The sequence below is a fragment of the Pararhodobacter sp. genome (genome assembly GCF_036802785.1).
Taxonomy (GTDB): domain Bacteria; phylum Pseudomonadota; class Alphaproteobacteria; order Rhodobacterales; family Rhodobacteraceae; genus Pararhodobacter.
Window position 1 is genome coordinate 1 of the sequence record NZ_DAIRVN010000090.1, and the last position, 19,379, is coordinate 19,379.

The 19,379-nt window shown below is 65.8% G+C and carries 21 protein-coding genes; 18 read left to right on the forward strand and 3 right to left on the reverse strand.

Annotated features, from left to right (window positions below; all coding sequences use genetic code 11):
* The first annotated feature begins 125 nt into the window (after nt 1-125).
* From V7Q53_RS20910 to V7Q53_RS20935, 6 genes are all read left to right on the forward strand, one after another.
* The gene (locus tag V7Q53_RS20910; protein ID WP_333830791.1) at nt 126-515 is read left to right on the forward strand and encodes a type II secretion system protein; all 390 of its coding nucleotides are present in this window, start codon (nt 126-128) and stop codon (nt 513-515) included.
* On the forward strand, nt 512-1,096 hold the full coding sequence (locus V7Q53_RS20915; RefSeq protein WP_333830792.1) for a type II secretion system protein GspJ: 585 nt from the start codon (nt 512-514) through the stop codon (nt 1,094-1,096). Before V7Q53_RS20910 ends, V7Q53_RS20915 begins: the two co-directional genes overlap by 4 nt.
* Nucleotides 1,093-2,043 carry a type II secretion system minor pseudopilin GspK gene (gene gspK / locus V7Q53_RS20920; protein WP_333830793.1) on the forward strand — a complete coding sequence of 317 codons (951 nt, stop codon included), beginning with the start codon at nt 1,093-1,095 and terminating at the stop codon, nt 2,041-2,043. The genes V7Q53_RS20915 and gspK overlap by 4 nt, the downstream gene beginning before the upstream one ends.
* A 98-nt stretch (nt 2,044-2,141) precedes the next feature.
* Entirely contained in the window at nt 2,142-3,281 is a 1,140-nt protein-coding gene (locus V7Q53_RS20925) for a hypothetical protein (RefSeq protein WP_333830794.1), read from the forward strand.
* Nucleotides 3,278-3,772 (forward strand): type II secretion system protein GspM, encoded by a 495-nt coding sequence (gene gspM / locus V7Q53_RS20930; protein ID WP_333830795.1) that lies wholly within the window; start codon nt 3,278-3,280, stop codon nt 3,770-3,772. The genes V7Q53_RS20925 and gspM overlap by 4 nt, the downstream gene beginning before the upstream one ends.
* Nucleotides 3,769-4,503 (forward strand): hypothetical protein, encoded by a 735-nt coding sequence (locus tag V7Q53_RS20935; protein WP_333830796.1) that lies wholly within the window; start codon nt 3,769-3,771, stop codon nt 4,501-4,503. The genes gspM and V7Q53_RS20935 overlap by 4 nt, the downstream gene beginning before the upstream one ends.
* Nucleotides 4,504-4,530: 27 nt before the next feature.
* Here the strand turns inward: V7Q53_RS20935 and V7Q53_RS20940 are convergent, their stop codons facing one another.
* Entirely contained in the window at nt 4,531-5,376 is an 846-nt protein-coding gene (locus V7Q53_RS20940; RefSeq protein WP_333830797.1) for an MBL fold metallo-hydrolase, read from the reverse strand.
* 99 nt (nt 5,377-5,475) lie between these two features.
* Here V7Q53_RS20940 and V7Q53_RS20945 point away from each other — a divergent pair, with 99 nt between their 5' ends.
* Genes V7Q53_RS20945 through arsJ form a run of 3 tightly spaced genes read left to right on the forward strand, consistent with a single transcriptional unit; the run spans nt 5,476 to nt 8,590 of the window.
* The gene (locus V7Q53_RS20945) at nt 5,476-6,282 is read left to right on the forward strand and encodes an arsenate reductase/protein-tyrosine-phosphatase family protein (RefSeq protein ID WP_333830798.1); all 807 of its coding nucleotides are present in this window, start codon (nt 5,476-5,478) and stop codon (nt 6,280-6,282) included.
* Nucleotides 6,283-6,291: 9 nt separating this feature from the next.
* Complete coding sequence (locus tag V7Q53_RS20950; RefSeq protein ID WP_333830799.1) at nt 6,292-7,290, forward strand: ArsJ-associated glyceraldehyde-3-phosphate dehydrogenase; 999 nt, start codon at nt 6,292-6,294, stop codon at nt 7,288-7,290.
* Between the two features lie 46 nt (nt 7,291-7,336).
* Nucleotides 7,337-8,590 carry an organoarsenical effux MFS transporter ArsJ gene (arsJ, locus tag V7Q53_RS20955; protein ID WP_333830800.1) on the forward strand — a complete coding sequence of 418 codons (1,254 nt, stop codon included), beginning with the start codon at nt 7,337-7,339 and terminating at the stop codon, nt 8,588-8,590.
* Between the two features lie 24 nt (nt 8,591-8,614).
* Here arsJ and V7Q53_RS20960 read toward each other — a convergent pair whose 3' ends face one another.
* Nucleotides 8,615-9,358: a hypothetical protein gene (locus tag V7Q53_RS20960; protein ID WP_333830801.1), complete on the reverse strand. Its 744-nt coding sequence runs from the start codon at nt 9,356-9,358 to the stop codon at nt 8,615-8,617.
* A 93-nt stretch (nt 9,359-9,451) separates the two neighbouring features.
* Nucleotides 9,452-9,985, reverse strand: coding sequence for a MarR family winged helix-turn-helix transcriptional regulator (locus V7Q53_RS20965; protein WP_333830802.1), 534 nt, complete (start codon nt 9,983-9,985; stop codon nt 9,452-9,454).
* A gap of 161 nt (nt 9,986-10,146) precedes the next feature.
* Here V7Q53_RS20965 and V7Q53_RS20970 point away from each other — a divergent pair, with 161 nt between their 5' ends.
* The 9 genes from V7Q53_RS20970 (at nt 10,147) to V7Q53_RS21010 (ending at nt 19,360) form a co-directional block, all read left to right on the forward strand.
* Complete coding sequence (locus V7Q53_RS20970) at nt 10,147-11,103, forward strand: PDR/VanB family oxidoreductase (RefSeq protein WP_333830803.1); 957 nt, start codon at nt 10,147-10,149, stop codon at nt 11,101-11,103.
* A gap of 14 nt (nt 11,104-11,117) precedes the next feature.
* Nucleotides 11,118-12,464, forward strand: a complete 1,347-nt coding sequence (locus V7Q53_RS20975) for an aromatic ring-hydroxylating dioxygenase subunit alpha (protein WP_333830804.1) — start codon at nt 11,118-11,120, stop codon at nt 12,462-12,464.
* Entirely contained in the window at nt 12,461-12,967 is a 507-nt protein-coding gene (locus V7Q53_RS20980) for an aromatic-ring-hydroxylating dioxygenase subunit beta (protein ID WP_333830805.1), read from the forward strand. Before V7Q53_RS20975 ends, V7Q53_RS20980 begins: the two co-directional genes overlap by 4 nt.
* A gap of 5 nt (nt 12,968-12,972) precedes the next feature.
* Nucleotides 12,973-14,565, forward strand: coding sequence for an AMP-binding protein (locus V7Q53_RS20985; protein WP_333830806.1), 1,593 nt, complete (start codon nt 12,973-12,975; stop codon nt 14,563-14,565).
* Nucleotides 14,565-15,299, forward strand: coding sequence for an SDR family NAD(P)-dependent oxidoreductase (locus tag V7Q53_RS20990; protein WP_333830807.1), 735 nt, complete (start codon nt 14,565-14,567; stop codon nt 15,297-15,299). The genes V7Q53_RS20985 and V7Q53_RS20990 overlap by 1 nt, the downstream gene beginning before the upstream one ends.
* Nucleotides 15,300-15,428: 129 nt before the next feature.
* Nucleotides 15,429-16,463 (forward strand): TRAP transporter substrate-binding protein, encoded by a 1,035-nt coding sequence (locus V7Q53_RS20995; protein WP_333830808.1) that lies wholly within the window; start codon nt 15,429-15,431, stop codon nt 16,461-16,463.
* Complete coding sequence (locus V7Q53_RS21000) at nt 16,463-17,056, forward strand: TRAP transporter small permease (protein WP_333830809.1); 594 nt, start codon at nt 16,463-16,465, stop codon at nt 17,054-17,056. Before V7Q53_RS20995 ends, V7Q53_RS21000 begins: the two co-directional genes overlap by 1 nt.
* Nucleotides 17,056-18,345, forward strand: a complete 1,290-nt coding sequence (locus V7Q53_RS21005; RefSeq protein WP_333830810.1) for a TRAP transporter large permease — start codon at nt 17,056-17,058, stop codon at nt 18,343-18,345. The genes V7Q53_RS21000 and V7Q53_RS21005 overlap by 1 nt, the downstream gene beginning before the upstream one ends.
* A gap of 172 nt (nt 18,346-18,517) precedes the next feature.
* On the forward strand, nt 18,518-19,360 hold the full coding sequence (locus tag V7Q53_RS21010) for a hypothetical protein (protein ID WP_333830811.1): 843 nt from the start codon (nt 18,518-18,520) through the stop codon (nt 19,358-19,360).
* Nucleotides 19,361-19,379: the final 19 nt, after the last annotated feature.

Consider the following 19,379-nt stretch of genomic DNA (forward strand, 5'->3'; position numbering starts at 1 on the left):
CCAGATACCCCACCCCGCCCGCTGGTGATCCTTGCCAGCGACGGGCGCAGTACCGCATTCTCGGTGGAGTTCCACGTGGGGTCAGACAGGTTCCGCTGCCAGACCGACGGCTGGGAGGTGCTCGCATGCGCCCGCCCCTGACCCGCAAAACCGCCGCGACGCGCGCGCAAGGCATGACCTTGGTGGAACTGGTGATCGCCATCGCCATCCTGTCGATCGGCATGATCGCCGCATGGCGTGGCTATGAGCAGGCGCAGCGCGGTATCGGTGGGCAGGTGGGCCGAGTTCTGGCGCAGCAGGTCGCCCTGAACCACGCCGCCGAGCTGCGCCTTTCCGGCCTGCCGGAAGGCCGCAACCTTCCCGGGGAAGCGGAGATGGGCACCACCCGCTGGCAGGTGACTGTAACTGAGGCCACCACCCGCGCCGGGCTGGTCGAGGCGGTGATCACCGTCTCCGCCCCCGGCCAGCCGGGCGCGCGACTGGTGACCTTTGTTCCCTCAGGCCCCACACCATGAGGCGCACGCGCCGGGCCGGGGCCGGTTTCACCCTTATCGAACTGGTCGCTGTTCTGGCGATTTTCGCGCTGGTGGCGCTGATGGCGCTACAGGCGCTTACCGGGGCAATCCACCAGCGCAGCGTACTGGAGCGGGTCGATCATGAAGCCGAAGCGCTGACCCGCGCGCTGACCCTTCTGCGGCGGGATTTTGAAGCCGCCTTTCCCGCCCCGTTCCATCCGCTGCTGGCAGACCCCGAACCCGCGCTTCTGGCGCCTGAGAGCAGCGGGCGGATCGCGCTCAGCATCGCCGGGCATCCGCGCCTGCCCGGCGCGCCGGGCACCGGGATCGCCCGGGTGGTCTGGCGGCATGACCCGGTCGCGCGCACCCTGACACGGCAGGTCTGGCCGGTGCTGGAACCCACCCGCAGCGCGGTCGCAGAGCCGGAGCGGGTTATCCTTGCTGACGTCACCGGCCTGTCACTGTCCCCGCTTGGCGACTGGCCTGAGCGCGGCGAGAATATCGCAAGCCTGCCAGAAGGATTTGACATCCGCGTCATCTCGGCCCGGTATGGCCGCCTCAGGGTGGTGGTCGCGCGATGAGGGGCAAGGCCGGGCCGAAGCGCAGCAACAGACACCCCACACGCGGCATGGCGCTGATCAATGCACTGCTTGTCGTCACCGCGCTGGCGGCGGTGACGCTGGCGCTGCTGGCGCGGACCGATGCCGCGCGCCAGCGCCTTGGCATGCGCTTTGCTGCCGATCAGGCCGGGCTATACCTGAATGCTGCCGAGCTTCTGGCGCACCGCGTTATCGATACCAGCACCCCGCTTGATTTCGTGCATGCCGGGCAGGCATGGGCCATGCCCCGCGCTGCTGAACCCATTGATCAGGGCATCGCCGGGTGGCAGATGTCAGACCTGCAGGGCCGTTTCAACGTCAACTGGCTGTCGCGCACCGATGGCATGGGTGAGGCCGCGCGGATCGCGCTGCCGCTGCTGGCGCGCGGGCAGGGCGTTCCCGCCGAAGTGGCCTCGCGCCTGCGCATCGCGCTGGACCCGCTGTCGCTGTTCCGGGACAGCGCCTTTGGCGGCGGTGCGGGTACCAGCGCCCCGCCGCCCCTGCCATTTGCCGCGCCCGACACGCTGCGCCTTGTCGCCGGGGCAGGTGGCGCGCGGCTTGATGCGCTGATGCCCCTGCTGACCGCCCTCCCGCGCGACACCGCGATGAACATCAACACGCTCAGGCCTGAGGTTCTTGCAGCCTTCCTGCCCGGCCTGCGCCCGCGCGAACTTGAGGAGCTGGAAGCACGCCTTCGGGACGCGCCCTTTCCTGACGTGTCGGGCTTTCTGGAATGGGCGGAAGTTGTCTTTGGCCCTGAAAACACCCTGCTTCTGGAAAACCTGAACCTGACCACCGGATCGGACTGGTTCGAAGCCCGACTGATCGCGCGGCTTGACACGGTCGTGCTGCGGCGTTCTGCTGTTGTGCATCGCCATCCGGATACGGGGCGCAGTGTAACCGTTTTTTCCATGCCCGAGGTCGATTGATGCCCGAAGCCGGAACCGCCAGGGGCATGCGCCTTTCCGGACCGGGGCGGTCGCGTGCCCGGGCAGTACCCCCTTTCTGGCGGTTGGGGTCCGGCGCGATGCCGCCCTCAGGCCCTTTCATAGCGCTTGTTCCGGGCGCCGAGGCACCGCTGCTGCGGGTCAGCCTGCCGGACACGCTGAAAGGCTCCGCGCGGGAGGGTGTGGCCCTGCGCCAGCTGCGCGACCGGCTGGGCACGGGGGCCGAAGGGCTGGTGCTGCGCCCGGCGCGGTTCGGGCGCCGTGACGATGGCTGGAGCGCGGTGCTCGCCGCCGGGCAGGACGCCGTGGCGCATTGGCAGGCGCAGGTAAAAGCCGCGCGTGGCCGCTGCAAGGCGGTTCTGCCCGATTATCTGGCCCTTCCGGCAGCCCCCGGCATCTGGACCGTGCAGACCCTGCCGGGGCCGGATGGCTTGCCAATGGCACAGGCCCGGCTGGGTCCGCAGGACGGTTTCAGCGCCGAGGCACCGCTGGCCGCGCTCATGCTCGTGCAGGCTGTGGAGCGCGCGCGCGCGCAGGGGGTGCTGCCTGCGGCGGTGCTGCGCCTTGGCCCGTCTGAGGCCGGGGTGGATGGCGCGCTGGAAGGTCTGCCCCTGTTCCCCTCGGTCGATGACCTGCCGCCCGGTCTGCCCCGCCCCCGCAGCCTAGCCCATGACGAGGCCGCGCTTGATCTGGGGCATGATCCGCGCGCCGTGACCGAGGCTGCGCAGGCACGGCTCCTGAACTTGCGCTGGCCGCTGGCACTGGCCGTGATCGGGCTGGCGGCATGGGCTGTGGCAACCGAGCTTCAGACCCGGCACATGCTGGCCCGCGCCGACGCCCTTCAGGCCGCCACCATCGACGCGGTCCGGCGTGATTTTCTCCCCTCCGGCCCGCTGCTGGATATCCCCGTTCAGGTCACCCGCGAACTGGAGCGCCGCCGTGGGGCGGGCAGCGATACGCCCGGGCGCAGCGGCGCGCTGGACCTGCTTCACACTAGCGCTGAACGCCTTGCCGCCAGCCCCGGCGCGCTTGTCTCGCTGGTGCTGCAACCCGCAGGCGCGCTGGTGCTGGAACTGTCGCTTGCCGATTTCGCCACGCTGGAGCAGTTGCTGGATGATCTGCGGGCCGATGGACTGAGTGTCAGCGTCATCCGCTCAGGCACCGAGCCTGAGGGGCAGGTGAGCGCCACGGTCGCCATCGACGCGGGGGGGGCGCAATGACGGCGCGGCTTTTGCACTTGCTGGCGGGCCTGAGCGGGCGCGAGCGCCTTCTGATCGCGCTCATGGTCTTTGTCGCGCTGCCGCTGGGGCTGACGCAGGGCGTGGCCGTGCCGCTGCTGGCACGTCAGGATGCAGCGCGCGCGGCACTGGCCGAGGCCGGGGCATTGCAGGACTGGCTGCGCCACCGGCAATCCGAACTGGCGATGCTGCCTGCGCCGGACAGCGATCTCGGGGGCACCGCTCCGGCGGGGCTGCGCGCGCTGGAAGATGCCCTTATCGCGGCGGGGTTGCGCGGGTCGCTTGTCACGCTGACAAACCCCTCCGGCGCCAGCGTTTCGCTGCGTTTTGCGGGCATAAGCTTTACGGGGCTGATGCCCTGGCTTGACGGCGTTGAAAGCCGGATGGGCTACCGTGTCACCGGGCTGCGGCTGGCGCGCGGCGCGGCGCCGGATCTGGTCGATGCCGAAATCCAGCTGGAGCCGCTGCCATGATCCGGGGGCTGGTGCTGGTTTTCGGGTTGGTGCTGGGCCTGATGCTGGCCCTTCTGACCGAGGGGCGGATGGCGCATCTTGCAGCGCTTTCCGGTGACCGGCTGCCCGGCTGGGCACTGGCCATCAGCAGCGATGCCACGGTTTTCAGCGGCAGCACCGCGCCGCTGGCGGGCCGGATGGGCGTGTCGGTGCAGTGGCGACTGGCGCGGATCGGCCCGGCGGGGCCGGTCTGGCGGGTGCAGCTTTCCGGCGCCGGTGTCCGGCTTGAGGGCGATCTGATCATCGGCGCCGGTAACACGGCCCGGCTGAACGATCTGCGCGGCAGGGTCGATCTGGCGGCGCTTTCCGCATGGGAACACACGCCGGAACTCGCCGCCGGGCTGGAAATTGCCCGGGGCCGAGGGGAGATTGATCTGGACCATGGCACCCTTTCCACCCTTCAGCTTGAGGGCTTTGCGAGCGGGGTCATTGCCGGTCAATCCGTGCTGGGCGAAGGGCGCGCCGATGCTGGCCTGCTGGCAGACGGGCGCTGGCACCTGCATATGCTCCTTGCTGCCGGGCAGGCCGAGCTGGAGGCAACCGGCGACGGGCTTGGCGGAATCCTGCGGCTGCATGTCGATCAGGACCGGGCAGACCTGCTGCCCACTGGCTGGGGCAACCCGCTGCCGTCTGACGGCGACCGGCTGATGGTCAGCTACCTTCTGCCGATCCGCCCGTCAGACACCGACTAAACCGGGCGGTCGGGGCCGCCCCTCGGTTCAGGGCCGGACCAGCCGATACCCGCTTCCCGCGCGCTCAACCATGTGAAAGGCCGGGTGCAGGAAATGGCCGCCCGTGAACAACGCGCCGTCGCTGGCCAGTTCATCCAGCAGCCGCTTGCGGGTTTCGCGCGCGGTGTTGCTGTCGAGGTCAAACACAATCGCGATCTCAGGATCAGCCACCTGCAAGGCAGGCGCATGGACAATGTCGCCCGCATGGATCAGCTGCGCATCCCCCGATGACAACCGCCAGCCGCTGTGCCCCGGCGTGTGCCCGGGCAGCGGAACCGCAGTCAGGCCCGGCGCGATTTCATCGCCCGCACCGATGATGCGCAAGCGCCCGGCATAGGCCGCGATAAGCGTGCGGGCCAGCGCCCCCCAGCCCGCCACCATTTCGCCTGCGCCGCTGGTCTTGCTTTCATCGCTCCAGAAATCATGCTCCCCCGCCGTGATGCACAGCTCGGCATTGGGGAAAACCGCGTGGCCATCGGCGGTGACCATGCCTGCGACATGATCGGGGTGCAGATGGGTGGCGAAAAGAAGGTCGATCGCCCCGGGCGTGGTGCCCGCTTCCTTCAGGGCCTCCGGCAGGAAACCGGCGCTGGGGCCAAAGAGATCGCGCGCCCCGGCATCAACAAGGATCTGCCTGCCACCGTTCCGGATCAGGGCCGCGTTGAAATCCGTCGCAATCTCGGCGGTCTGTGCGTTGATGAGCAGGTCGGTGATATGGTCCCCTCCGGTGCCAGGAAAATAATCCGGGGGAAAGCTCAGCCCTCCGTCTGTCAGGATGGTCACATCGGCCGCGCCGATCTTGCGGGTGACGGTGCGGTTGACGGTTTCTGGCATCGGATACTCCTGTGTCTGCGGGTTGTGCGGATGCTACCACGGTGCCGCTGTCAGGCAAGACCATTGCGCCCGCCGTACTTATTCGTTATTTCTCGAATCATGGAAAAAGAAATCGCCCAGCTTTCGGCCCTCGCCCATCCTCAGCGGCTTGCCATCTTCCGGCTGCTGATGCGCCGCTATCCTGACCGCCTGCCCGCAGGCGAGATCGGCGCGGTTCTGGCGCTCAGGCCCAGCACGCTTTCGGCCTATCTGTCGGCGCTGCAGGGCGCGGCGCTGATCACGCAGGAACGGCAGGGCACCTCGCTGCGCTATTCGGTGGCGCTGGACGCATCCGGGGCGCTGATGAGCTTTCTGTTCCACGATTGCTGCCGTGACCGGGCCGATCCCGGCATTCAGGGCCGTAGCGGCGGGCGGAACGGGGGGCGTATCCGCAACGTGCTTTTCCTGTGTTCGGGTAATTCCGCGCGCTCGCTCATCGCCGAAGCGATCCTGCGCGATCTGGCGGGGGATCGGTTCGAGGTTTTCTCGGCGGGGACCGAGGCCCGGGGCACACCCTACACCCCCGCGCTGGATCTGCTGCGCGCAAAGGGCCATGATACCGGCTGCCTCTGGTCAAAACCCGTGGACGATCTGCGCGGCGAAGATGCGCCGCAGATGGATTTCGTCTTTTCGGTCTGTGACCGGGCGGCGAATGTCGATCTGGCGCCATGGCCCGGCCACCCGGTTCAGGGGCATTGGGCGGTGCCGGACCCGGTAACGCTGCAATCCACCGAGGCCGTCGCGGAAAGCTACCAGTCGCTGCACCGCCGCATCAGCGCCTTTGCCGCGCTGCCGGATGACCTGTCGCGCCCTTCCCTTCAACGCCGGATTGATGACATCGCCCGGCTGCCCCTTTCCCTGACCTGAGGAGCGATCATGACAACCTATGCGATTAACGGCCTTGGCCGCATGGGCAAGCTTGCACTGCGCCCGCTGCTGGCGCGCGGCGCAAAGCTTGCCTTTGTCAATGACACGGCGGGTGACCCGGAGATGCATGCGCATCTGCTGGAATTTGACAGTGTCCACGGTCGCTGGAACGCGCGCTTCGCGCATGATGCGGACAGCATTACCATTGACGACACACGCATCGCCGTCACCCGCGCCCGGCGGATCGAGGATCTGCCGCTTGCCGGTGTCGATGTGATGATCGACTGCACCGGCGCCTTCAAGACCGCCGCAAAGCTGCAACCCTATTTCGATGCCGGGGTGAAGCGCGTGGTGGTATCGGCCCCGGTGAAAGATGCCGAGGCCGCGAATATCGTCTATGGCGTGAACCACCAAAGCTTTGAGCCCGCGCGCCACCGCATCATCACTGCCGCCAGCTGCACCACCAACTGCCTTGCGCCGGTGGTGAAGGTTCTGCACGAGGCGATCGGCATCCGCCACGGCTCCATCACCACGATCCATGATGTGACCAACACCCAGACCATCGTTGACCGCCCGGCAAAAGACCTGCGGCGCGCGCGTTCGGCGCTGACCAACCTCATTCCCACCACCACCGGCAGTGCGACGGCCATCACCCTGATCTACCCTGAACTGGCGGGGCGGCTGAATGGCCATGCGGTGCGGGTGCCGCTGCTGAACGCCTCTCTCACCGATTGCGTGTTCGAGATGGCGCGCGAAACCAGCGTGGATGAGGTGAACGCGTTGTTCAGGACGGCCTCGGAGGGGGATCTGAAAGGCATTCTCGGGTATGAGGAGCGGCCATTGGTGTCATCTGATTACACCAATGATACGCGCTCATCGGTGATTGATGCGCCATCCACCATGGTGATCAACGGCACGCAGGTGAAGATCTACGCCTGGTATGACAATGAAATGGGCTATGCCCACCGGCTGGTCGATGTGGCGCTGATGGTCGGGGCCGCAGCGTGATACTTGAGACCAAAGGGGCGCAACGGACCGGGCAGGAGGGCGCGCGATGACCGCAACCGGCGCGCCGCGCCCGCTCGCAGCCTATATTGCCGTCACGGCGGCCTACTGGGCGTTCATGCTTTCAGACGGCGCGCTGCGGATGCTGGTGCTTCTGCATTTCCACATCCTTGGCTTTTCGCCTGTCCAGCTGGCCTATCTGTTCCTGCTTTATGAACTGGCCGGGGTGGTGACGAACCTTTCCGCCGGGTGGCTGGCGGCCCGGTTCGGCCTGACGCGCACGCTTTATGCCGGGCTGACTTTGCAGATATTCGCGCTGCTGGCGCTTGCGCTGCTGGACCCGGCGTGGGCGGTGGGTTTCTCGGTGGTCTATGTGATGCTGGTGCAGGGCCTTTCGGGCGTTGCCAAGGATCTGGCCAAGATGTCATCAAAAAGCGCCGTCAAATTGCTGGCCCCGTCAGAGGGCGACGGGCTGTTCCGCTGGGTTGCGGCGCTGACCGGGTCCAAGAACGCGGTCAAGGGTCTGGGTTTTCTGACCGGCGCCGCGCTTCTGGCCACGCTGGGCTTTGTTCCGGCGGTGCTGGCGATGGCGGTGGTGCTGGCCGTCATTCTGCTGGCGGTTCTGCTGCGGATGCCCCCGGGCCTGCCCGCCGGGCGCAAAGAGGCAAAATTCCGCGAAGTCATCTCAACGGATGCCAATATCAACCGCCTGTCGCTGGCGCGGGTGTTCCTGTTCGGCGCGCGCGATGTCTGGTTCGTGGTCGGCATTCCGGTCTATTTCTACGCGGTCCTGTCAGACGGCACGACCGACGGCAACCGCACGGCCTTTTTCCTGATCGGCAGCTTCATGGCGCTGTGGATCATCCTTTACGGCGCGGTTCAGGCGCTTGCCCCGCGCATCCTGCAAGCCGCCCGGCGCCCGGCGGCCAAGCTGATCACGGCGGCGCGGGACTGGGTGGTGGTGCTGGCGTTGGTACCTGCGGTTCTGGCGCTGGCGGTCTGGCTGTCAGACGGGCCGTCGCCATGGCTGACCGGGGTTCTGGTAACCGGGCTGCTGATCTTCGGCGCGCTCTTCGCGGTCAATTCGGCGCTGCATTCCTATCTGATCCTCGCCTTTTCGCAGGGGAACCGGGTGACGATGGACGTGGGCTTCTACTACATGGCCAATGCCGCAGGGCGCCTGATGGGTACGCTTCTGTCGGGCGTAAGCTATCAGATGGGCGGGGTCGCCCTCTGTCTGGCGATGGCCGCGATCATGCTGGCCATCAGCGGATGGGCGGCGGCGCAGCTGCGGCCAGCGTGACGCGGTGGCAGGCTTTTCGGCTGGTCAGCCGGGTGTCCGCGCGCGCTCAAACCACCAGAAGCCAGCCAGCAGGATAACGCCGAGGATTGCCAGCACCATGATATCGACATGCCGCCCCGCATTGGCAACCGCGATGCCCGCAAGCCCCCAGCCCACGGCGAAGGGATAGGCTCCGCCGGGCCTGAGGCGCCGCATGACCAGCAGCGCGACTGCTGCCGCCAGTACAATCATCAGCAGGGCAACAACCCGCCCGCCGACAAGCCCATAACCGGAAAGCACAACGCCGAGCGAGGTGAAGGCCGCCGCTGTCAGCCAGCCGGAATACAGGCCGACCGGGGCGCGCAGCAGCCAGAACTCCTGCCATGGGGTGCGCGACAGGGCAATCAACGCCAGTGCGAGCATGGCAAAGATGGAGATCGTCGCCGCTATCGGGCTGACGACGGCAAGCCAGATCCAGCCCGCGCCCAGCACCATCGAGCCGATGAGGGGCCAGCGGTGACTGTCCCACTCCGGGTGTTCGGCGCGTCTGAACAGGCCATATCCCGCGCTGATCAGCAGCCACAGATAGATCGCACCCCAGATGGAAAAGGCGTATCCGGCGGGCTGAACGGGTGGCTGCGGCTCGGCAAAGGGCATCTGATCGGTGCGATACCCCTGAAAATCAGGCGCGGCATAAGACAGCACGATAAAGGCGACCGCGGCTGTCACGGTAAGGATGGCGCGCATCCGGGCGCTGTCGATCCGGTCACTTTGCGTTGGTTCGGTCATCTGGGCATTCTCCGGGCAATCGCGCGGGGTGATACGCACCCGCAACAAGAAGACGTAGCGCCTGCCGGGCCGCTTTCAACCGCGCAGCCGCCTTCAGGTCTTGCCAAGCGCGCCTTCGCCGTCATTGATCAGAAGCGGGTTGCCTGGCAGCGCCGCTATCAGTTGCGCAAGGGTCTGCTTCAGGTGCAGCCGCTCATGCGCGGGCAGTACGGTCATGACCTGTGCTTCATGCGCGCGCGCCTGAACCACAAGTGCGTCGACCAGCGCCCGGCCCTGTGGCGCAAGGAACACCCGCACCCGCCGCCGGTCACGTTTGTCGCCACGCCGCTCTACAAGGGCGCGTTCTTCCAGCCGCTCGATCACGCGGGTCATGGCGGATTGCTCCATCAGCGCAAGCGCGGCAAGGCGGGTGATCATCTGGCCGTCCTTGTCATGCAGGCTGGCCAGCGCGCGCCACTCCGGCACCCTGAGGCCCTTGTCGCGCACAAGCTGATGAAAGCCCGCGCTCGCCGCCGCACTGGCCGCCGCGAGCAGGAACAGCAGATAATCTTCAAGAAACCGCTGGCCGTTGCCGTCTTCGGGCGAGGGGTCGGGCTGAGGGGCGGGGGCGGCTGGGTTCGGCTGCATGCAGGTTTGTTCCACGATCACCCAAACTTACGGCAGGCACGCTGTCCGGCGCAATCGCAAACCGGAATCTATATGCTATTTCATCTTTTTTTATTCAAAATGCTTGACGGAAGAAATATGATATTTCATGCTTCAAGGGTCCAGCCGAGGGAATCGCCACCTTGCCAGATCTGATACTCAGCGTCGCCTCTGTCCGGGAGGTTGCCGAAAGGGTCCGCGAGATCACTCTCGCCGCCCCTGACGCAACAACGCTGCCGCCTTTCGAGGCGGGCGCGCATGTCGAGGTCCGGCTGCCGGATGGCGATACGCGGCCCTATTCGCTGGTTGATCTTGAGGGCAGTGCGGCGCAGCCCCTCCAGTATGTTCTGGGGGTCTTGCTGGAGGCGGAAAGCAAGGGCGGCTCACGCTATATGCATGCGCTCAGGCCGGGCGACAGCGTCACCGTCAGCGCGCCGAAGAACAGCTTTTCCCTGACGGATTCGGCGGCACCGGCGCTTCTGGTTGCCGGCGGCATCGGGATCACGCCGATCGCGTCGATGGCGACGGCGCTCAGGGCCGCCGGGCGGCCCTACCGGCTGGTCTATGCCGGGCGCAGCGCCGCCGCGATGGGTTTTGCCGAGCAGTTGGGCGCCTGCCACGGCAACGGCCTGTCGCTGCACTGCGACGATGAAGCGGGTGGCCCGCTGCCGCTGGCGCCCCTGCTGCAAGCCGCCACACCGGGTACGCATCTCTATGTCTGCGGCCCGCGCACCATGATCGAAGCCGCGCGCGAGATAGCCGCCGCCGCCGGTTTCGCGCCGGAACAGGTGCATTTCGAACTGTTTGAGCAAGCCGCCCCGCAGTCCGGCGACCAGCCATTCGAGGTGGAGATCGCCTCCACCGGGCAGGTTTTCACCGTGCCCGCCGACAAGACCATCATCGAGGCGCTGGAGGCCGAAGGGATCGAACTGATCCACGACTGCCTGCGCGGCGATTGTGGCATCTGCCAGACGGGCCTGCTGGAAGGCGAGGCCGATCACCGAGATGTCGTGCTGACCGATGCTGAGCGCGCCGCCAATAACCTGATCCATATCTGCGTCAGCCGCGCGCGCTCTGCCCGGCTGAAGCTGGACCTTTGAGGGAGGGAATGAGAATGCAGACCCCCGAAAACCGCCAGTCCATGGCCGCACTTGTGCAACCGCAACAGGTGCACCGTGACCTCTATGTCAGCCCCCGGCTTTACCAGCTTGAGATGAAGCATCTCTTTTCCAACTGCTGGGTCTATGTCGGCCATGACAGCCAGACCCCGAAGAAGGGCGATTACTACACCACCCAGATCGGCGATCAGCCGCTGATCATGGTGCGCCATACCGATGATCAGATTCATGTGCTGTATAACCGCTGCCCGCACAAAGGCACCAAGATCGCCATTGATCGCACCGGCAACACCGGCAAGTTCTTCCGCTGCCCCTATCACGCCTGGAGCTTCAAGACTGATGGCTGCCTTTTGGCCATCCCGCTCAAGAAGGGGTACGAGGGCACCGGGCTGGAACAGACCGAGGCTGCCAAGGGCATGACGCCGGTCGGCGCGGTGAAGAACTACCGCGGCTTCATCTTTGCCCGCCTCGCGCCCGAGGGAATTTCGTTCGAGGATTATTTCGGCGAGTCGCTGTCGTCGCTTGATAACATGGTGGACCGCTCGCCCGCAGGTCGGCTGGAGGTGGTTGGTGCGCCGCTGCGCTACATGCACAAATGCAACTGGAAGATGCTGATTGAGAACCAGACCGACACCTGCCACCCGATGGTCGCGCATGAATCTTCGGCCGGGACGGCGGTGAAGATCTGGGAAAGCATGGAAAAACCCGAAGGCACGCCCACGCCGGCGGCGATGGAGATCATCGCGCCCTTCATGTCGCCCTATGAGTTCTTCGAGAATATGGGCATCCGCACATGGCCCAATGGCCACGGCCATACCGGCGTGCACCATTCCATCCACTCCGACTATTCCGCCATTCCCGGCTATTTCGAGCAGATGGTGGCGGCATATGGCGAGGAGCGCGCGCAGCAGATTCTGGGCGAGAACCGGCATAACACGGTCTATTTCCCCAACATCATGATCAAGGGTCCGATCCAGCAACTGCGCAACTTCATCCCGCTGGCGCATGACCGCACACTGGTGGAAAGCTGGATCTTCCGGCTGGTCGATGCCCCCGATGAGCTGGTGGCGCGCACGGCGATGTATAACCGGATGATCAACGCGCCCACCTCGATGGTAGGGCATGATGATCTGGAAATGTATGAGCGCGCGCAGGAAGGGCTGCATGCGCAAAGCTCGGACTGGGTGAACGTTCAGCGCCTGTATGAGGAGGGTGAGAATTTTGATGAAGTGGCGGTGCTGAACGGCACGACCGAGCGCCAGATGCGCAACCAGTTTCATGCATGGCTGAAGTTCATGACCGTGACCATGCCTGAAACCGCCACGCAGGAGGCCGCAGAATGACTGATACGCTGACCGCCACCCGTGCCGATATCACCCGCGAGGCGCTGGTCGATTTCGTCTATGCCGAAGCGCGCATGCTCGATGAAGGCCGTTTTGACGAATGGCTGAACCTCTGGGCGCCCGAAGGCATCTACTGGATGCCGCTGGACTGGAACCAGCAGGACGCCATCCATGAAACATCGCTTCTGCACGAGGATCAGTTCATGCTCCGCCTGCGGGTTGAACGCCTGAACGGCGCGCGTACCTTCAGCCAGAAGCCCAAAAGCCGCTGTCTGCACGTCCTCAACCGCCCGGATGTTGACCTGATCGACAATGACGCCGGGCGCTACACGGTCGTCACCCGCATGACCTATGTTGAGACCCGGCTGGATGAGCAGTTCCTGCTGGCCGTCACCGCCACGCATGATCTGATCTGGCGCGATGGGGCGCTGAAGATCATACAGAAGCGCGTCGATATCCTGAATTGCGACGCCGCCTTCGGCAACATCCAGTTGCTGCCGTAATGCCGATGCAGGGTACGAGCGTCTTTGAAGCCTTCGCCCATGCCGCCCGGCGATGGCCCGGGCGGCCCTTCCTGAACGTCCTGCCGGAAACCGCCGCCGTTTACGGCATCACTGCGGGTGAGACCCGTTATGGCGATGCACTGGCCCAAGTTGAACGGCTGCGCGATGTCCTTGCCGCCGCCGGTCTGGCGCCGGGCCACCGCGTGATGCTGCTGCTGGAGAACCGGCCTGCGTTCTTTCTGTGGTGGCTGGCAGTCAATGCACTTGGCGCCTCGGTCGTGCCGGTCAACCCTGACCTGCGCGCGGCTGAGCTGGCGTACATGGCGGGCCATGTCACCCCCGCGCTGGCCGTAGCCATCCCCGCGCGCATCGTTGATCTGGAAACCGCCGCGCGGGCTGCCGGGGTCCTCATGCCGGTGATCACCTCTGACGCGGCGCTGCCCATTATCACCACCGCCCCGGTTTTTAACGGTGACGAGGCGGCGGTGCTCTATACTTCCGGCTCCACCGGGCGGCCCAAGGGCTGTGTGCTGGGCAATGATTACTTCCTCGGTGCGGGCCGTTGGTATGCCACTGAGGGCGGGCTTTGCGCCCTGCATGACGGCGACCGGATGATCACGCCGCTGCCGATCTTTCACATGAACGCGATGGCCTATTCCTTCATGGCGATGATCGCTGTCGGCGGCTGCCTGACCGCGCTGGACCGTTTCCACCCGCGCAGCTGGTGGCAATCGGTGCGCGACAGCGGTGCGACCTGCCTGCATTATCTGGGTGTCATGCCCTCGATGCTGATGGGCCTGCCCGCCAGCCCCATCGAGCGCGCGCACAAGGTCCGGTTCGGCTTTGGCGCCGGGATCGACCCGAAACTGCACGCCGGTTTTGAAAAGCGTTTTGGCTTTCCGCTGGTCGAGGCATGGGCGATGACCGAAACCGGCGCGGGCGCGGTGATTGCCGCCAGCCAGACGCCGCGCCGGGTGGGCGAAAGCTGCCTTGGCCGCCCCGGGCCAGGGATGGAACTGCGCATTACCGGCGATGACGGGCAGCCGGTTGCGCCGGGCCAGCCCGGCGAATTGCTGGTGCGCGCCGCCGGGCCTGACCCGCGCGCGGGGTTCTTTCGCAACTACCACCGCGATGAAGCGGCCACCTCTGATGCCTGGCAGGGCGGCTGGTTCCATACCGGCGATATCGTTCGGCAGGAACCATCCGGCGAGGTGTTCTTTGTCGATCGCAAGAAGAACGTGATCCGCCGCTCAGGCGAGAATATCGCGGCGGTCGAAGTGGAATCGGTGTTGATGCGTCACCCCGCTGTCAAAGCCGCCGCCGTGGCTGCCGTGCCCGATGCGGTGCGCGGCGATGAGGTGTTTGCCTGCATCGTCACCGACCAGCCCACCCCGGCGCTGGCGCAGGCAATCGCTGAATGGGCGCTGGGCCAGATGGCCTATTACAAGGTGCCCGGCCATATCGCCTTCGTCGATGCGCTGCCCCTGACCGCCACCAACAAGCTGCAACGCGCCGAGTTGAAGGCACTGGCCGCGCGGCTGCTGGATGACCCGGCCACCGTGAATACCACCGCCCTCAAACGCCGACAGGTTGCCTGATGAACACCACGACCGACTTCACCGCCGTCATCACCGGGGGCAACAAGGGCATCGGCGCCGATCTGGCGCAGGCGCTGCTGGCGCGCGGTTGGCGCGTGGTGTCGATCGCGCGCCATACCGGCGAGGCCAGCCACCCGCTGCTGGAGCATATCGAGGCCGATCTGATGGACCCCGCCGCCGTTTCCCGCGCCGCCACCGAGATCGCCGCCCGTCACAGGGTCACGCATTTTGTCCATAACGCGGGTGTCATCCTGCCCAACCTGATCGAGGATGCGACGCCTGCGGATATCGCCGCCCTTGCGCAGTTGCATCTGGGTTCGGCGCTGACGCTGGTGCAGGCCTTCCTGCCCGCGATGAAAGCGCGCGGCTTCGGGCGCATCCTGTTCAATGCCTCGCGCGCAGCGCTCGGGGCGAAAACCCGCACCGCTTATTCGGCCTCCAAGGCGGGGATGATCGGCATGGCCCGCACCTGGGCGCTGGAGCTGGCCGAGCACGGGATCACGGTGAACGTGGTCGCCCCCGGCCCCATTCTGACCGATAATTTCTGGGGTATCGTGCCGAAAGGCAGCGAGCAGGAGGCCGATCTGGCCGCCCGTCTGCCGGTCGGCAGGTTGGGCACACCTGGCGATGTCACGCGCGCCTTTCTTTTCTTCGCCGAACCCGAGAACGGCTTCATTACCGGGCAGACGCTGTATGTCTGCGGCGGTGCCAGCATCGGCGGTGTGCCGATCTGACAGAAAAGCATTTTGCGAAAGGTTGTTTCGAGCTTAAACTTTCCACAGCCCCCTAATCCAGTCCACTGAACCCAACCCCGAAACCGGAACCAAAAACCGGAACACCGACAACAAACAGGGAGATCAGCGATGATCATACAAAAAAGCCTTCACAGTCTGACCGCCGGTTGCGCCCTTCTGGCATTCGCCAGCGCGGCGCAGGCCGAAACCGTGCTGACCTTCAACTGGTGGATTCCCCCCACCCATCTGCAGCGCACCGAGGTGATGACCCCCTGGGCCGAAGCCGTGGCCGAGGCAACCGGCGGCGACGTCCGCATCGAATTCACCACCACCTCGCTTGCCCCGCCGCCGCGCCAGCCCGAACTGGTTGCCGATGGCGTGGTCGATCTGGTGCTGGGCGTGCATGGCTATACCCCCGACCGCTTCGTCAATGCCGGCGTGATGGAGCTTCCGTTCATGGCCACCACCGGCGAGCATGCTTCCATCGCCTACTGGCGCGCCTATGAGGAATTCTTCGCCGAGACGGACGAGTTTGGCGAGGGCGTGCGGGTGCTGGCCTACTACGTCCATAGCCCCGGCACGGTGATGGCGCGTGAGCGTATCCTTGATTCGATCGACGATTTCAGCGGGTTGCTGGTGCGCGCGGGTGGCGGCACGCAGGACCGTGTGGTCGATGCGCTGGGGGCCTCGGTCGTCTCGTCGCCCGCGCCGACCACCTATGAGCTGCTGGCCAATGGCGTGGTCGATGCCACGCTGATGACGCCTGATGGCTACACCTCGTTCAACCTTGCCGATCATGTGCAGACCCAGCTTCTGATCCCGGGCGGGCTGTTCAACTCCAGCTTCTTTGTGCTGATGAACGAAGATGCCTACGCTCGCATTCCGGAAGAACACCGCGAGGCCTTTGATGCGCTGACCGGCGAATATCTGTCGGCGCTGGGGGGCCGGGGCTTTGACACCGTGTCGAACGCCGCCCTGCAACAGATGATCGACGACGGGCGCACCGTGAACACCGCCGACGAGGCGCTGGTCGCCGCCATTCAGGAGCGGGTCGCGTTTCTGGAAGCGGAGTGGATCGAACGGGCCGGGGCCGAGCGCGGTCTGGACGGGCGCGAAGTGATCGACTTCCTGCGCGCCCAGATGGCTGAACTGGCCGAAGAGTGATGCAGGACGACCCCAAAACCCCCGGCGCATTGCCGGGGGTGCTTGCCGCCGCTGACCCGGAATCGGATGACTTCGGCGGCCCCGCCGGACTGATCGGTGAGGCGCGCTGGATGGTCTGGCTGGAACGCGCGGCGGGCATCCTGCCCGCCGTGATCCTGCTGGCGATGATGGCGCTGACCTTTGGCAATGTGTTCATGCGCTACCTGTTCCGTCAGCCGATCTCGGGCGCGTTTGAGCTGATGTCCTACATGCTGGGGCTGATGGTCTTTCTGTCGCTGGTGCTGGTTGCCGCACGCTCTGATCATGTGCGCATCAGCGTGCTGGACGGCTTTCTGCCCGACTGGTTCCGCCGGGGGCGGGCGGTGCTGGTCAACCTGATTCTGGCCGCCACCTCGGCCGGCTTGGGATACCGGCTGTGGCTTTATGGCGCGCGGCTCGAAAGCTGGGGTGAGAAAACGCAGATGTACGGGCTTTCCACTGGCCTGCTGGCCAAGATCATGGCGGTTTCAACGATGATTTGCGCGGTTCTCTTCGTGCTTCTGGCCCTCAAGGTAATGCTGGACCGCGATGCGCTCAGCCGGGTGGAAAGCTGATGACCGCGGGCGCGTTCGCCCTTCTGGGCCTTCTGGTAGTGCTGCTGGCGGGCCTGCCCATTGCCTTTGCGCTGGGGTTGTTCGGCTATTTCGGCATCTGGTCGCTGCGCAACATGGGCTCGGCCAATACCGTGGCCGTGAACCAGATCTTCGATCTGGCGCAGACCCATACCTTCACCGTGCTGCCGCTGTTCATCCTGATGGGCAACCTGATCGCGCGCGCGCGCATCAGCCATGACCTGTATGCGGCGTCGAACGCCTTTCTGGGCCATTACCGGGGCGGGCTGGCAATGGCGACCATCGCGGCCTGCGGCGGGTTTTCTGCCGTGTCGGGCTCCAGTATGGCGACGGCTTCGACCATGTCGCGGGTTGCCATGCCGCCGATGCGCCGCCACGGCTATTCCGATGCGCTGGCGGCAGGCTCCATCACCGCGGGCGGAACGCTGGGCATTCTGATACCGCCCTCGGTGATCCTGCTGATCTACGGCATCCTGACCTCCACCAATATCGGCCATCTGTTCATCGCCGGGATCGTGCCGGGCGTGCTGGCGATCCTTGGCTATATGGCCGCCATCGCCGTGGTCACCCGGATTGACCCCAAGGCAGGCCCCGCTGGCCCGCGTGTGCCCTGGCCGGAACGGCTGCGCCTTTTGCGCGCCGTCTGGCCGATTGTGGCGCTGTTCATGCTGGTGCTGGGCGGCATTTATCTGGGGGTCTTCACACCCACCGAGGCGGCTGGTATCGGCGCCGCCGGGGCGCTGGCCTTCGTGGTGCTGCGCCGTCGCCTGACATGGGCCTCGCTGCTGGATATTCTGGCGGAATCGGCGCGCACTTCGGCGATGATGATCGCGCTGCTGTTCGGGGCGACGCTGTTCAACAACTATCTGGACATGCTGGGCTTTGCGCGCGGGTTGGCCGAATGGCTGGATGCGATGCAACTGACACCGATGACCGCACTTCTGGCGATGATGGCGGTCTATCTGGTGCTGGGGCTGTTTCTGGAAAGCCTGTCGATGATGCTGCTGACCATCCCCATCTTCTTTCCGCTGGTGCAGGTGCTGGGGATTGATCCGGTCTGGTTCGGCATTCTGGTGGTTGTCGCCATCGAGATCAGCCTGATCACGCCACCCGTGGGGCTGAATGTGTTCATCCTCAAGATCATGGTGAAGAACATCTCGCTGGCCACAATCTTCCGCGGGATCGTGCCGTTCTTCATCGCCGATCTGGTCCGGCTGGCGTTGTTGCTGGCCTTTCCGGCGCTGGTGCTGTTCCTGCCGCGCCTGATGTAGCTTGCGCAGGCAGCGCGCGGACAAGCCGGTGCTTGAGCCTGCGCCGGCTTGACGATACCACAGGGTCAGGCGGGTTGCGGGTTGCAGCCCGCCCGCCTGACCCGGCGGCATGCCGGTGAAACCCTCGCGCATTGGCCCTGCCATGCCCCAGTCGGAGCCGTCTGAACGCCCCATGGACAGCCAGCAATTTCTTGTTCAGATCGCCCCGGAAAGCACGCATTCGTGCCATTTCGAGCTGCGCCTGAACGGGGAATGGCGCGCCTTCCACGTCGCGCTGCGCTTTGATGAGGGGCGGTTTGTGGTAAACGAGATGCGCGGCGGGGAATGGGCTGAGGGGGTCTGGCATGACCTGCCCGAAGGGTTCGACCGCAGCGCACCCCTGCTGATCCATCGTCAGGACGCCACGGTCTGCCTGTTCATGGTCGGTCTCGTCCTTGTCTGCCCCCTCGCCCTTGAAACGATGCCGCCGGGCAACCTGCAAGCCGCCGGCGAGGGGCTGAACTGGCGCTACCTCGGCCCCGCTGAGGCCGCAGGGGTGGAACTCGGCACGGGCGGGGCGCGGATTGCCGCCTTTTCCGCCGCGCGCAGGGCCATCGCTCTGCCGCCCGGCACGCCGCCAGCGCTGGCGCTTTCGCTGGCAGGTGCGGCGATGCTGGATGAACCCGGCTATCTGCGCTTTCTCGCCGCCGCCGGTCTGCCCGGGGGCACCGGCGTGCTGGATACCGGCAGCCCGGCGCTGGCGCTGGCTCATGCGGTCCTGTTTCCCGGCGCGCCGGTGGCCGTGGTGACCGAAACGCCGGAAATCATGACGGCGATCGCACAGGCAAACGGGCTAGACAGGCTTACGGTGCTGACCCCGGATGCTCTGCCACATTTTTCTCCACCGCCCGGCAGCACGGTTCTGGTGCAGGGCCCGGGCGCCGCACAGCAGCAGGGGCGCCTTCCCGGCGCCCATACCCTCCATTTCTTCGACCCTGATCAGCCAGCCCCCCTGCCCCCGCTTCCTGGCTCTTAAACACAGAACCGCGCCCCCG

Bases quoted from the DNA above. Each gene is read 5' to 3' on its own strand.
- V7Q53_RS20985 (WP_333830806.1), top strand. From the start codon at position 12,973: ATGCAGGGTACGAGCGTCTTTGAAGCCTTCGCCCATGCCGCCCGGCGA.
- V7Q53_RS20915 (WP_333830792.1), top strand. From the start codon at position 512: ATGAGGCGCACGCGCCGGGCCGGGGCCGGTTTCACCCTTATCGAACTG.
- gspM (WP_333830795.1), top strand. From the start codon at position 3,278: ATGACGGCGCGGCTTTTGCACTTGCTGGCGGGCCTGAGCGGGCGCGAG.
- V7Q53_RS20940 (WP_333830797.1), bottom strand. From the start codon at position 5,376: ATGCCAGAAACCGTCAACCGCACCGTCACCCGCAAGATCGGCGCGGCC.
- V7Q53_RS20950 (WP_333830799.1), top strand. From the start codon at position 6,292: ATGACAACCTATGCGATTAACGGCCTTGGCCGCATGGGCAAGCTTGCA.
- V7Q53_RS21005 (WP_333830810.1), top strand. From the start codon at position 17,056: ATGACCGCGGGCGCGTTCGCCCTTCTGGGCCTTCTGGTAGTGCTGCTG.
- V7Q53_RS21000 (WP_333830809.1), top strand. From the start codon at position 16,463: ATGCAGGACGACCCCAAAACCCCCGGCGCATTGCCGGGGGTGCTTGCC.
- V7Q53_RS20925 (WP_333830794.1), top strand. From the start codon at position 2,142: ATGCCGCCCTCAGGCCCTTTCATAGCGCTTGTTCCGGGCGCCGAGGCA.
- V7Q53_RS20980 (WP_333830805.1), top strand. From the start codon at position 12,461: ATGACTGATACGCTGACCGCCACCCGTGCCGATATCACCCGCGAGGCG.
- arsJ (WP_333830800.1), top strand. From the start codon at position 7,337: ATGACCGCAACCGGCGCGCCGCGCCCGCTCGCAGCCTATATTGCCGTC.
- V7Q53_RS20990 (WP_333830807.1), top strand. From the start codon at position 14,565: ATGAACACCACGACCGACTTCACCGCCGTCATCACCGGGGGCAACAAG.
- V7Q53_RS20945 (WP_333830798.1), top strand. From the start codon at position 5,476: ATGGAAAAAGAAATCGCCCAGCTTTCGGCCCTCGCCCATCCTCAGCGG.
- gspK (WP_333830793.1), top strand. From the start codon at position 1,093: ATGAGGGGCAAGGCCGGGCCGAAGCGCAGCAACAGACACCCCACACGC.
- V7Q53_RS20995 (WP_333830808.1), top strand. From the start codon at position 15,429: ATGATCATACAAAAAAGCCTTCACAGTCTGACCGCCGGTTGCGCCCTT.
- V7Q53_RS20975 (WP_333830804.1), top strand. From the start codon at position 11,118: ATGCAGACCCCCGAAAACCGCCAGTCCATGGCCGCACTTGTGCAACCG.
- V7Q53_RS20935 (WP_333830796.1), top strand. From the start codon at position 3,769: ATGATCCGGGGGCTGGTGCTGGTTTTCGGGTTGGTGCTGGGCCTGATG.
- V7Q53_RS20910 (WP_333830791.1), top strand. From the start codon at position 126: ATGCGCCCGCCCCTGACCCGCAAAACCGCCGCGACGCGCGCGCAAGGC.
- V7Q53_RS20965 (WP_333830802.1), bottom strand. From the start codon at position 9,985: ATGCAGCCGAACCCAGCCGCCCCCGCCCCTCAGCCCGACCCCTCGCCC.
- V7Q53_RS20960 (WP_333830801.1), bottom strand. From the start codon at position 9,358: ATGACCGAACCAACGCAAAGTGACCGGATCGACAGCGCCCGGATGCGC.
- V7Q53_RS21010 (WP_333830811.1), top strand. From the start codon at position 18,518: ATGGACAGCCAGCAATTTCTTGTTCAGATCGCCCCGGAAAGCACGCAT.